12 protein-coding genes are annotated in these 13,388 nt (G+C 40.1%); 3 read left to right on the top strand and 9 right to left on the bottom strand.

Translation table 11 applies throughout. From position 1 onward, the window contains the following. Positions 1-97 precede the first annotated feature (97 nt). The gene (locus AS4_RS19505) at positions 98-1,111 is read left to right on the top strand and encodes a magnesium and cobalt transport protein CorA (RefSeq protein ID WP_004816845.1); all 1,014 of its coding nucleotides are present in this window, start codon (positions 98-100) and stop codon (positions 1,109-1,111) included. A gap of 124 nt (positions 1,112-1,235) precedes the next feature. Here the strand turns inward: AS4_RS19505 and AS4_RS19510 are convergent, their stop codons facing one another. The 8 genes from AS4_RS19510 to dxs all read right to left on the bottom strand — a co-directional run bounded on the left by AS4_RS19510 (position 1,236) and on the right by dxs (position 10,335). After that, positions 1,236-1,523 (bottom strand): toluene tolerance protein, encoded by a 288-nt coding sequence (locus AS4_RS19510; protein WP_096735224.1) that lies wholly within the window; start codon positions 1,521-1,523, stop codon positions 1,236-1,238. 27 nt (positions 1,524-1,550) lie between these two features. After that, a complete protein-coding gene (locus AS4_RS19515) occupies positions 1,551-2,171 on the bottom strand; it encodes an MlaC/ttg2D family ABC transporter substrate-binding protein (RefSeq protein WP_004816842.1) in 621 nt (206 codons plus the stop codon). 21 nt (positions 2,172-2,192) lie between these two features. Then, the gene (gene mlaD, locus AS4_RS19520) at positions 2,193-2,870 is read right to left on the bottom strand and encodes an outer membrane lipid asymmetry maintenance protein MlaD (protein ID WP_004816841.1); all 678 of its coding nucleotides are present in this window, start codon (positions 2,868-2,870) and stop codon (positions 2,193-2,195) included. After that, positions 2,870-3,649 carry a lipid asymmetry maintenance ABC transporter permease subunit MlaE gene (mlaE, locus tag AS4_RS19525; protein ID WP_004725633.1) on the bottom strand — a complete coding sequence of 260 codons (780 nt, stop codon included), beginning with the start codon at positions 3,647-3,649 and terminating at the stop codon, positions 2,870-2,872. The genes mlaD and mlaE overlap by 1 nt, the downstream gene beginning before the upstream one ends. Continuing rightward, complete coding sequence (locus AS4_RS19530) at positions 3,646-4,464, bottom strand: ABC transporter ATP-binding protein (protein WP_004725631.1); 819 nt, start codon at positions 4,462-4,464, stop codon at positions 3,646-3,648. Before AS4_RS19530 ends, mlaE begins: the two co-directional genes overlap by 4 nt. Before the next feature lie 411 nt (positions 4,465-4,875). Beyond that, positions 4,876-6,813: a DEAD/DEAH box helicase gene (locus AS4_RS19535; protein WP_096735225.1), complete on the bottom strand. Its 1,938-nt coding sequence runs from the start codon at positions 6,811-6,813 to the stop codon at positions 4,876-4,878. A gap of 656 nt (positions 6,814-7,469) precedes the next feature. After that, positions 7,470-8,300 carry an inositol monophosphatase family protein gene (locus AS4_RS19540; protein WP_004725624.1) on the bottom strand — a complete coding sequence of 277 codons (831 nt, stop codon included), beginning with the start codon at positions 8,298-8,300 and terminating at the stop codon, positions 7,470-7,472. Between the two features lie 130 nt (positions 8,301-8,430). Beyond that, complete coding sequence (gene dxs, locus AS4_RS19545; protein ID WP_096735227.1) at positions 8,431-10,335, bottom strand: 1-deoxy-D-xylulose-5-phosphate synthase; 1,905 nt, start codon at positions 10,333-10,335, stop codon at positions 8,431-8,433. 315 nt (positions 10,336-10,650) lie between these two features. Between dxs and ribA the strand changes: the two genes are divergently transcribed. Both ribA and AS4_RS19555 read left to right on the top strand, forming a co-directional pair. Then, positions 10,651-11,253: a GTP cyclohydrolase II gene (gene ribA / locus AS4_RS19550; protein ID WP_034616453.1), complete on the top strand. Its 603-nt coding sequence runs from the start codon at positions 10,651-10,653 to the stop codon at positions 11,251-11,253. Positions 11,254-11,375: 122 nt separating this feature from the next. Continuing rightward, positions 11,376-11,633: a DUF4844 domain-containing protein gene (locus tag AS4_RS19555; RefSeq protein WP_227548169.1), complete on the top strand. Its 258-nt coding sequence runs from the start codon at positions 11,376-11,378 to the stop codon at positions 11,631-11,633. A gap of 244 nt (positions 11,634-11,877) precedes the next feature. On the opposite strand, the gene hemN is transcribed toward AS4_RS19555, so the two are convergent. After that, positions 11,878-13,242 carry an oxygen-independent coproporphyrinogen III oxidase gene (hemN, locus tag AS4_RS19560; protein WP_096735571.1) on the bottom strand — a complete coding sequence of 455 codons (1,365 nt, stop codon included), beginning with the start codon at positions 13,240-13,242 and terminating at the stop codon, positions 11,878-11,880. Between the last annotated feature and the right edge of the window lie 146 nt (positions 13,243-13,388).

Below are 13,388 nucleotides of genomic sequence, written 5' to 3' on the forward strand. Positions count from 1 at the left end.
TTACAAAACAGCAATGTAATGAGTGTTTTTCCTAAAATCCTTGTCTAAAATACACACATCAAATTGACACCACACTGCGCAAGGGAGAAAAGACATAATGCTTGAAGCCTTTTACGCCACTGAGCGCGGTAGCTTAGAAGATGCAACAATTAATGGTGGATTCGACCTACATCCTGAATTGGTATGGGTTGACCTCATTGCACCTTCACAAGAAGAACAAGAATGGGTTTTAGATGCTTATCAGCAAAATTTACCAACTCTTAAATCTTTAGAAGACATTTCATCCTCTGCACGATTCTACCGTGATGATGATGGGATTCTACATATCAGTACTTACTTTTTAACAAAAAATAAAAATTACCAAGTTGAAGGCGATCCCGAAGATACTTCAAACATGCTTGCCAATGTGCAGACGGTTGCGTTCATTTTGCATAAAGACCGCTTATTTACCTTACGTGGTGAAAAGCTGGTTGCCTTTCGTGCCTTTCGCGCACGCGCACGCCGTAATGACTATGAAATTGAATATAAAGATCCGACATGGATTCTTTTAGGCTTATTAGAAGCGAAACTGGATGAGCTTGCGGATATCTTGGAAGATATCCACAAAGACTTAGAGTTATATTCCACAGAAGTCCTCAACGTGCGTCATCGTGAAATGATTTTAGACTTAGATGACATGATTACCCGTTTAGCACAAAAGGAAGATATGCTTGGAAAAGCGCAACTTTGTCTGATTGACTTACGTCGTGTTTTGACCTTTTTGTCTCGTCCTCGCGCATTGGGGAGCCATATCTATGATGCAGATATTCGAGAGTTAAGTGAAGATGTACGCTCCCTTGTAGAACATGATGCGTTCTTGTTCCAAAAAGTACGATTCTTGCTTGATACCACCTCTGGATTTATTAACACTGAACAGAACGATACCATTCGTCGCTTCTCCATCTTACCCAGTATGCTTGCGCCACCGATGTTGATTGCCAGTATTTATGGGATGAACACTGAGATTCTGCCTTTTGCCCATGGCCACTGGAGCTTTTATGTGGTGATTAGCATCTTAATTGCTTTCTTTGTGGGGCCTTTGGCTTACTTTAGATGGAAGAAATGGATTTAAATACTCCATTCCCCTTATTGAGTTGAGTTGAGTTGAGTTGAGATTTAGCACTGCTCAATGCAGAAAGAAAAATGAGTCAATAAAAAAGCACCTTTAGGTGCTTTTTACATCAATATTGCATATGCTAAATTAATTTCAAGTCATCTTGCAAATGGCAAGCTTGAATAATTTTCATCATCTTTTCAGGCACTGCTTTAAACTGCAATCCCTCAAGATTTGGTGTTTGACGTAACCACTGCACAAACACAGATAAAGCAAGGGTACTGCCATGTTCAAGCTGTGATAGATTCACAGTTATTGGAAAATTTTTCTCATTTTGAATCACTCTCAAACCATTTAAATAATAGCTTTCAGCATTCTCGTAAGCAATTTTACCGCTAACATATAATTCCTGATTTTTAAATTCAATCACTCGCTTGCACCTATCTATGTTATGAGCTTACTTCTTAACAGCAGCGTCTGCATCAGGCTTGAATGTTGCAATTGCTTTATCAATATTACCGCCGTTACGTTGCACGTTCGCAGCAAATTGGTTACGGAATTGCAAACCTAGATCGATACCAGACACATTCAAATTACGTACTTTCCATTGGCTACCTGCATCAGACAACTGGAAAGATACAGGAATCTTTTCGCCATTGTTATTGAAGTCTAAAGTAACAACAGGAAACTTGCTGTTGGTTGCCTTATACGGACGCATTGAATACGATTGATTTGAATACTTTGCAAATGCGCTACCATAATTCTCAATTAACGTATTACGGAAGTTTTGTTCAAATTGCGCACGTTGAGCAGGGGTACTGCTATTTGCATAAGTTCCCATCACAATACGTGTAAACGCTTGACCATCCACATAAGGATCAAGGTTTTGGCGAACAATCGCTTTCACAGTAGCAGGGTTTTGCAATTTACCTTGATCTGCTTTTAAGCGCGAAATCAGGCCATCAGCAACACGTTTAACAAATACTGGTGGTGCTTCTGCTGGAGCAGCTTGAGCTGCAGTCGCCACCATAGTTGCCAAAATAGTTGCAGTAAAAGTTTGTTTTAACAGCATGTTCATTTTCAATAACTCCTCTAATGCCTATTCAACAAATGAAGTTTGAGCATCAGTTGTTTCAGTGGATGCAGATGCATCTTTAGCTTCCGATGTGCCAGTTGATGATTTTCCTGCACCACCCGTAATAAATTTGGTAATCAAATCTTCTAGATCCATCGTACCTTGGGTGTTTTCAATGCTTTCACCACGTTTAATGTAGTTAATGCCGCCACCTGGTACGATTTTCAAATATTTTTCGCCTAAAAGACCATTGGTTGCGACCATTATGTAAGCATCTTCATCAATATTTGTGATGGATTTCATGTTACCTAACAGTTGCGTTTCCATTTCTTTTTGTTTCTCAGGTGTCGCAGCCTGATAATCAGCACTGTAGTGTAAATCACCTAGCGCATTTTCTTTTACTTTCTTCAACTGTTCTGCATTGAAGGTGGTCAATGAACCATCCAAATCGAATTTAACCGTTGCATGACGTGTCACAGGATCAAGTGTAATTGCATCAACTTGTCCAATTTTAACACCGCTCATGGTTACTTTGGCACGCGGTTTTAAACCATTCACATTGTCGAATGTTGCAGTCATTTCATAACTGTCTTTTAAGTTTGTACCGACCAAACCACTCACTTTCATGGCTAAAAAGAATAGAGCAAGACCAAAAATGATGACAAAAATACCGACGGTCAGCTCACTAGCACGTGATTTCATTAAACACCTCCGAACATGACCGCAGTCAACACGAAATCAAAACCTAAAACACATAACGATGAATACACAACAGTACGTGTCGTAGATGTTGCGATACCTTCAGATGTTGGTTCACAAGCATAACCTTGATACACCGCAATCCAAGTACAAATTAAAGCGAATACTAAACTTTTAATGATGGTCCCGTTAAACACATCTTTCATAAACTGAGTACTACTCAGAATACCACTCCAGTATGAGCCTTCGTCTGCGCCGAGAAAATCAACACCGACCATTTTGCCACCCATAATACCAATCGCAGCAAAGATCACAGACAGCATCGGTAAACTGACAATACCGGCCCATAAACGTGGAGAAATCACACGCTTTAACGGATCAACACCGATCATTTCCATACTGGATAATTGTTCGGTTGCCTTCATTAGGCCAATTTCAGCAGTCAAAGCAGAGCCTGCACGACCAGCAAAAAGTAAGGCAGCCACAACAGGCGCAAGTTCACGCAACAAGGTTAAAGCCACAGCCGCGCCCAACATGGCTTCACTACCAAAAGTGACCAAGATGTTATACATCTGCAAGCCGAGTACTGCACCGATGAATAGACCAGATACAGCAATGATCAATAAAGACAGCACGCCTACTCGATACATCTGATAAATGAAAAGTTTTACACCAAGTATTGTTGGCAAAGAGAATAAAATGCGCAACAACATGAGCATTGCAACACCAATGCCCTGAACACGTTCTAGAACGCGTCTACCCAATAAGGCAATAGCATTCATGAACTAACCTCATTACTTAAATAGGCTTGATGACTAAATTGATAATCAACAGGACCTTCAACCGAACCTGTTAAGAATTGCTGTACAAATGGAGAAGCGTGCTGTTGCAATTGCTCAGGTGTCCCCTCGCCTTGCACCTTACCTTCAGCCACAACATAAATATAGTCAGCAATTGATAATGTTTCATCAACATCATGTGAAACAATAATTGTTGTTAAATCTAAAGCATCACGTAATGATCGAATTAATCGGGTCAAAACCCCCATCACGATCGGATCTTGCCCAGCAAAAGGTTCGTCATACATAATCAAATCTGGGTCAAGCGCAATCGCACGAGCAAGCGCCACGCGTCGATTCATCCCGCCAGAAAGTTCTGCGGGCATCAACTTTTCAGCACCACGCAAACCAACCGACTCTAATTTTAGTGCCACCAACTCAGCAATTAAATTTTCTGGTAATTTTGTATGTGCGCGAATTGGAAAAGCAACATTTTCATAGACGGTCATGTCGGTAAATAACGCACCACTCTGAAATAACATCCCCATACGCGCACGTGCAGCAAAAAGCTCATTACGTGACATCGAAGCAATGTTTTTCCCATCAAGTCGTACTTCACCAGCATCTGGGCTAAGCTGACCACCAATGAGCCGTAACAAGGTTGTTTTACCTGTTCCAGATGGTCCCATGATTGCGGTAATCTGCCCACGACGAATCTGCAAACTCACATTATCGTAGATAACGCGTTCACCTCGGTTAAAACTTAAATTTTTGACTTCAATTAAAGCTTCAGCTTCGGAATGACTGTGTTTATTCATAGCTGAACTTTTTCCTGCATTTATCAGCCCACATACTATACTCTTAAATATCTATATGTTTTGTAATTAAAAGATAATAAAAAATCATAAAGAATATTCATCTTTATAAACAATGTTTGTTAGGCTATTTTTTAGTTTTTTACTTTTAAATTTTATTTAATGAGCAAATAGATTATCTAAAAAGCAGGCTATAAAAAAAGTACCCAACATTTGAGATCAATAAAAGTGAGAACATATATAACATAATTACCTCAAAGAAATCATCAACTTTATTAGATTCAATTTTTCATAAGTTAAGTCTAACTGTTTTATTAAATAAATTGAACTATGTCACACTTTATTCTACCAAATACTTTTCAACTTGCAATAAAAAACCAGCCTGAAGGCTGGTTTTTTATTAAAAATATCTAATTAATCGTTGAATTTGCGACGCGGACGGTCTGCATTGAATTCACGTTTTGGACGATCTTCACCGCCAAATTCACGCTTAGGACGATCATCACCGCCAAACGCACGTTTAGGACGATCTGAATTAAATTCACGCTTAGGACGGTCTTCACCACCGAATGTACGCTTAGGACGATCATCACCGAAAGAACGTTGTGGACGGTCACCAAAACCACCTTCACGACGTGGTGGACGATCACCAAAATCACGCTTAGGACGATCAGCAAAACTGCCTTCACGACGTGGTTTGTAATCTACGCTGTTGCCACGGTTGTCATCATTCGAGTTAAAACGAGGTTTATCGTTAAAACCACCTTCACGACGTGGACGATCAGAGTTGAAATCACGCTTAGGACGATCTTCACCACCGAATGAACGTTGTGGACGGTCACCGAAGCCACCTTCACGACGTGGTGGACGATCACCAAAATCACGCTTAGGACGATCTTCGCCACCGAATGAACGTTGTGGACGATCACCGAAACCACCTTCACGGCGTGGTGGACGATCACCAAAATCACGCTTAGGACGGTCATCACCATAAGATGGACGATCACCACGTGGTTTGTCATCGAAGCTACGACGTGGACGATCATCACCGCCTTCACGACGTTTGAAGTTTGATTCACCTTCAAAACGACGACCACCGCCGAAACCGCCACGACCGCCTTCACGACGACCGCCACCGTTACTACGACCACGACCGCCACCATCACGACTACCGCGAGCTGGAGGTGGAGATGGCTCTAAACCTTCGATTTCAGAAACACTTAAACGCGCTTCTAAATAATCTTCTAAAGCACGGATTTTACCGCGTTCACGGTAAGTTGCTAAAGTGATTGCTTTACCAGTACGACCCGCACGACCTGTACGACCAATACGATGCACATAATCTTCATTCTTCATTGGAAGACCGAAGTTAATTACGTGAGAGATTGTTGGTACGTCAAGACCACGAGCAGCTACGTCTGTAGCAACAAGAATTTTTGCACGACCTTCACGGATACTGCGTAAACGACGGTTACGTACAGTTTGTGGCATAGCACCATGAAGCGCAACAACTGAAAGACCAGCTTCTGCAAGCTCTTCAGCAAGCATATCTGTATCTTCTTGAGTTGAAGCAAATACAACTGCTTGATCTACGTCTTCTTCATTTAACCAATGCGTAAGCAATTTTTTCTTATGCTCAAAGCCATCAGTCCAATGTAAAGTTTGGGTAATATCAGTATTTGTAGAATGACCTGTTTCAATTGCAATACGTTCAGGTTCGTTCATCATGCGTTCAGCAAGATTAATGATACGTGGTGCAAATGTTGCAGAGAACATTAATGTTTGTTTACGATTTAAAGCTAAATCGCTGATTGCTTCTAGGTCTTCAGAGAAACCTAAGTCAAGCATACGGTCAGCTTCATCGACGATTAAAGCATCAACTAAATCAAGTTTAATTTGACGACGGTTTACAAGATCAAGTAAACGACCTGGAGTCGCAACAACAACTTGTGCACCTTTTAATTGTTGGATTTGCTTACCAAAAGGCATACCACCCATGATTGCTGCAACACGTACACCTTTCATATGGCGTACAAATGCAATCGCATCTTGACATACTTGTTGTGCAAGTTCACGAGTAGGTGAAATCACCAAGATATTTGGTTGAGTTACTGCTTTCATACGATCTTTAAATGGTACAAAAGTATCTTGTCCAGCTAAAGCGTTTAACGTAGGGAGTAAGAATGCAGCAGTTTTACCAGAACCAGTTTGGCTTGATACTAGAAGGTCTTTTCCTTCTAAAGCCGCTGGAATAGATAGTTCTTGAACAGGAGTCGGCGTAGTAAAACCAAGACTCTCGAGTGCTTTCTGTAGCGACTCGTCTAATGAAAATTCAGCAAAAGTTTTGCTCATAGAGATATTCACCCTAATGTGGGTGCTCCATTAATATATGGTCTGATGGACATCGGCAAAAAGCGGCACAGCAATAATCGCTGAAAATATAGAATCAGCGGCGATCCGAGAACGACGATGCGTATAACGCACATTTGATAACAGCCGCAACCTGAAGGAATCGCTTAAGCGATTGGGTGGGGCGCGAAATATTGTCCTCTCTTTGGACCGGACGCGCATACACAATATAGAAGAGAAATGTTCAGGTAATGAACGAAATTTAGTGCGTGCGCAGAGTATAGCAGAATTTATAATAATGTCACGAAGTTTTATTGTTTTTTCCTGTATTGTATTAAGTCATTCATTATCTTCAGGAATTAAATAAAAAACTTGATCTACAGCTAAACTTTCGTCCTCAAGAATATCTGCTACAGCTCCCCCTAAACACTCAACGGTAAACTCGCTTAGAATAATCGTATTGGTTTGCCAATGATATGTGCTCTTAACTTCCCCAATAAGTTGTATTATTTTTATATCAGTACTATTCGCTAGGTCTTGCAATCACCAATGTTTAAACAACGACATTCAATATTGATAGTATCGCATTAAATCGCAACGCATAAAAAAGCCCTCATAAAGATGAAGGCTTTTTAAAACTCAATCTAGACAAGTATAAATTACTTCGCAGCTTCACCCCAAGCAGGAACAACAGCTTGCATCAATGGTTTTAACATTTTCATAGAACACGCGATCACTTGACCATTTTCCATAGAATCTGAACCACCACGAGCATCAACGACTGTACCACCCGCTTCTTTCACCATAAGCTCGCCTGCTGCGATATCCCAAGGTTTTAAACCGAGTTCAAAATAACCATCTAAACGACCAGCTGCAACATAAGCCAAGTCCAATGCAGCAGAACCCGCACGACGATATTGTGCGCCAGCTTCAGTTACATTTAATAATGATTCAAAATGGTTTTTCGCATAAGAAACAATCTCACCATTACGTTTAGCGCGGTAAGCATGACCTACACCCATAAAGGTATTTTCAAGACTGTCTTTAACATTCACACGAATACGACGTTGATTCAACATTGCGCCACGACCACGGCTTGCAGAGAATAGCTCATCTTTCACAGGGTCATAAATAACACCGTGTTGAGTTACACCTTTATGTTGAACTGCAATAGATACACAGAAATGTGGGAAAGCATTGATAAAGTTTAAAGTACCATCAAGAGGATCAATCACCCAACACCAATCGGCATCGTGACCTTTACCTTCTTGTAGTCCAAACTCTTCACCAAGGAAGCTGTGATTTTTATAACTTTTACGAAGCGTATCAATAGTCAACTGCTCAATATAACGATCTACACGAGTCACTGGACCATCAATACCTTTTTCTTCGACTTGTAGATCGAGTTTATGACGATTTTGATGCGCTTTTAAAAGCTCTTGACCAACTAACTGAGCCGCACGCGCAGCCATCACCACCATAGGTTCCATTGAACACCCACTACAAATTTGAAGATACTGATAAAGAATAATGCATAAAAGCGCCGACATTTTAGCAAATATCGGCGCTTTTTGGGAAATTTTGTTGCTAAAATTTTACAACTTTAACTTTTACATGAGCTTAAACGTGTTGTACCAGCTTTAACCAAGCCTGTTCAATCGAGTTTTGAATACCTTTTACATCTAAACCACAGTCTTGAAGCATTTCAGAATGGCTTGCTTGTGCGAGGAATTCATCAGGTAAACCTAGGTTTAAAATTGGCTTTACAATTTGTGCCTGTGCCAAAAACTCATTGACCGCACTACCTGCACCGGCCATTACAGCATGTTCTTCAACAGTTACAAATAAGTGAGTTTTGTCTGCTAAATCACGAATAATCTGTTCATCCAATGGTTTCACAAAACGCATATTGATCACACGAATTGCAATATCCAACTTTGGTGCCAGTTGTTTTGCTGATTCAAGCGCAGGTTGAACTCGACTACCAAAGGCCAAAATCGTGATACCTTCTTCGTGTTCAGTATTGAGTTCTAACAATACTTCAGCTTTACCAATTTCCAGCTCAATCAACTGTTGTTGAATTTCTACACCTAAACCATTACCGCGTGGATAACGTACTGCAGTTGGGCCTTTGTATAGATATGCTGTATGCAACATTTGGCGACATTCGTTTTCGTCTTTTGGCGCCATGATCACTATATTGGGTACAGTACGCATATAAGCATAGTCATACGCACCAGCATGCGTAGGACCGTCTTCGCCGACTAAGCCTGCACGATCAATACCAAAGGTCACATCAAGATTTTGTAAAGCAACATCATGAATCAGCTGGTCATAACCGCGTTGTAGGAATGTTGAATAAATCGCCACAACTGGCTTCAATCCTTCACATGCCATACCCGCAGCTAATGTCACGGCATGCTGTTCTGCAATTGCAACATCAAAGTAACGCTCTGGAAATTGTTTAGCAAACTGTACCATGCCTGAGCCTTCACACATGGCAGGCGTAATTGCGAGTAATCTGTCGTCTTGTGCAGCTTCATCACAAAGCCATTGCCCAAATACATCTGAATATTTTGGCGCTATATTTTTAGTTGCTGATGCATTAATTTTGCCAATCGCATGATATTTAATTTGATCTGCTTCAGCAGGTGCAAAACCCTTACCTTTCACGGTATAGACATGGATCAGGCGTGGCCCTTTACGCTTTTTCAGCGCATTAAAGACTTGTACCAATTGCTCCACATCATGGCCATCAAATGGGCCAAAATAATCAAAACCAATGGCTTTAAATAGATTATCCGCAGCATCAGTCGCAGATTGATGTAAACGAGAATTATAGTTCCATTCAGGGCAATCCTGTACAAAAGCTTGCCCTTCTTCATCAATATTGATGAATTGCCCTTGTTCCCAAATTGCAGCTAAATGCTTAGCAAAACCACCAGTGCTACATGAAATCGACATATCATTGTCATTGAGTACCACCATCAAATCAGCATTATGCGCCACTGCATCATTCATGGCTTCAAATGCCATTCCAGCAGTCATCGCACCATCACCAACGATAGCAACAACTTCACAAGGATCTTTTTGATAACGACGTGCCAAGGCCATACCCAAACCAGCAGAAATTGCAGTCGATGAATGTCCTACACCAAAGGTATCAAATTCAGATTCATCACGCGCTGGAAAAGCCGCCAATCCATCTTTAGAACGGATGGTCATCAATTGCTCACGGCGTCCTGTAAGGACTTTATGTGGATACGCCTGATGGCCCACATCCCAAACTAAACGATCCCGTGGTGTTTCAAAACAATAGTGTAAGGCAACTGTTAATTCTATAACGCCAAGGTTTGCACCAAAATGCCCGCCACTTTGTCCAGCAGCATACAAAATAAATTGACGCAATTCGTCTGCGACCTGCGGCAATTGGCTTTGCTCAAACTGACGTAATTGTTGAGGATGATTAATTTCATTCAACAAAGGCGTAACAGGACGATGACTAGGTATTTCGGTATACAACATATGTGGCAAAGCCTTCTAAAGCCTGGCAAATCTAGCTAGGTAAACGGGTTAGCATGATTGTGAGAACCAATGATATCACATTCAATCAGCCACATTTATAATGATGCGTCATTGGAACTTCCAAGTCTGCAAGTGTGCTCTTGGTGTCAATTATCATGAATAATCTATCTATATATCAACTATTATCGTGTGCTTTATACAAAAAAGAAATTTTTATAGCAATGTTATCTATAAAAACATGCTTTACAAACCTACCAATGTCCAAGCATTACGCTATACTTTAGCCAATTTCTAAACAAATAGATGGAAGATTCTGTGTCAATAGAGTTTGTTGCCACTTCAAAATTACCCACTGCTTATGGTGATTTTAAAATTTCTGTATTTCAAGATCCACAAACAGGTGAAGAGCATGTTGCTCTTTCTAAGGGTTTAGAAATCGCGCCTACAAACCCCGTTTTAGTTCGTATTCATTCAGAATGTTTAACTGGCGATGCCTTTGGTTCATTAAAATGTGACTGTGGCCCTCAATTGCACAACACCATGAAAATGATGAATGATGCAGGCCAAGGTGTGATTTTATATTTGCGCCAAGAAGGTCGTGGTATTGGCTTGACCAATAAAATCCGTGCTTATGCTTTGCAAGATCAAGGGCATGATACTGTCGATGCAAATTTATTGTTAAACCTACCTGCTGATGCACGTAAATATGATATGTGTAGCATCATGCTCGATCATTTACAGGTCAAACAAGTTAAACTCATTACCAACAATCCATTAAAATTAAAAGCTTTAACAGATTTAGGTATTGATGTATTAGACCGTGTACCGTTGACCGTGGGCTTAAATAAGTTCAATGAAGATTATTTAAAAACCAAACATGACCGTATGTCTCATATGTATGAGAAAGATGATTTTTAAATAATCACTAAGTTAAATAATAGGAGACTGAACTAATGAAATTAAGCTCAATTTTATTTGCAATCAGTCTCCTTTAACTCAGTGCATAGTGTCAGGCATCTGATTCAAAAACCCAATCTGTAATCATTCAACAATTAAGACAGTTCCAACAACAAGACCATTTTTTATATGCTGGGATCAAAAATCCTCAATTAAAGCAAAAACTCAATCAAATTGACCCATACAGCCTAGATACAGATGATAGAGAACAAGTTGCTGTTAGCTATGAAAAATTTTTAGATATTATTGGCCTAGAAAGCTCAGATGGTATTTTAAATACTTGGGTATATGGTGAAGTCATTAATAAGTTAATTGAACAAAATAAATCAGTAAAACCATAACCTCTCTATTAATTCACTAATTTTTATAAATAAAATATCAAGAAAGGTTTTGCTATCGCGGATGGCGACAGGGATGTCGCCGTTGGGCAAGGGTGACAGGAGTCCCCTTTGCCCAACAAAGGATTTTTGTTTCTTTTCATCCTTGCGCTGCAAACAAAGTACTACTTTGTTTGCAGCGCAAGGAAAGGAATCATCTACACTTCTTCATCTAAATTTTTTAAATACAATATTTTGTAAAATATAATCAAATCGTCATTGAGAAAATTTGTGTTTCAGGCTTTCTACGCTTTAAATGTAAATCAAACGCCATACAAATATTTCGAACAAAAGGCTTCCCTTGCTCCGTGATCACAATCCGATCCGCTTCAATGTTCAATAAACCATCGTGTTGCATTTCAACAAGCTGTTGAATCACATCACCACGTTCAGCAAAATCCATCGCTTGATCTGACCAAGAGGTTTGAAAGGTGCACATCAAATTCAAAATATGCTGACGAATCTTTAAATCTTCAACACTTAACACATGCCCTTTCACCACAGGAATTTCATCATTTTCAAGACAATTGTAATAGGCATCCAGATTTTTCTCATTCTGTGCAAAGCTATACCAACTATCACTGATTGAAGATAGGCCCAATCCGATCATGACTTGTGTTTTTGATGAGGTATACCCCATAAAATTACGATGCAAAGTACCTGCATGAAATGCTTTATACATCTCATCTCGATCTAAAGCAAAATGATCCATCCCAATCTCATGATAACCATGCGCTAAAAGTTGCTTTTTCCCTTCCTCATACAGCGTTCGCTTCATTCCATCTTTAGGTACATCATGATCTTTAAACCCACGCTGTCCGTTGCCCTTAATCCAAGGCACATGCGCATAACTATAAAAAGCCAAGCGATCTGGCATTAACGTATTAGTCAAATCAATGGTATGCAACACATCTGCTAAATTTTGAAATGGCAAACCAAAAACCAGATCATGGGAAATCGATGTATAGCCAATCTCTCTTGCCCATTGCGTCACTCTTTCTACATGTTCAAAAGGTTGCACCCGATGAATAGCTTTCTGAACAGTCTCATTATAGTCTTGCACCCCATAGCTGACACGGCGAAAACCAAGCTCATACAAGGCGTGTAAGTGTTCTCGCGTGGTATTATTGGGATGTCCTTCAAAACTAAATTCATAACCATCTGCAATATTGGCTTTGGCTAAAATACCTTCAATTAATTGTTGCAAATGCTCAACTGAAAAAAATGTTGGTGTCCCGCCACCCAAATGGATTTCTTTAATGATGGGTCTGTCTGCTAACAACTGACAATATAAGTCCCATTCTTTTAAAACGGCTTGAATATAGGGTTGTTCAACATCATGCCGTTTCGTGACTTTTTTATGGCATCCGCAAAATGTACATAGACTTTCACAAAATGGTAAATGAATATAAAGACTGATGCCTTCAACGTGATTAGACTCATCAAAAGAGCGCTTTAAGGTCTGTTTCCATTGTTGCAGCGAAAATGATGCCTCCTCCCAATATGGAACCGTTGGATAACTGGTATAACGGGGTCCAGCAACATTATATTTTTGAATCAAAGAACAACTCATATTCACTGCTCGATACGCAATTAACATTCAGAATGCAATAAACCCAAAAATTGAATTTATCCTCAATACATTGTGCTGAGCTTAAGGATAGATTTCAACCTAGCGAATTGCTCGGGATTGCCTAGCGTGTATCCGTGATACCAACA

The organism is Acinetobacter guillouiae (assembly GCF_002370525.2).
GTDB lineage: Bacteria > Pseudomonadota > Gammaproteobacteria > Pseudomonadales > Moraxellaceae > Acinetobacter > Acinetobacter guillouiae.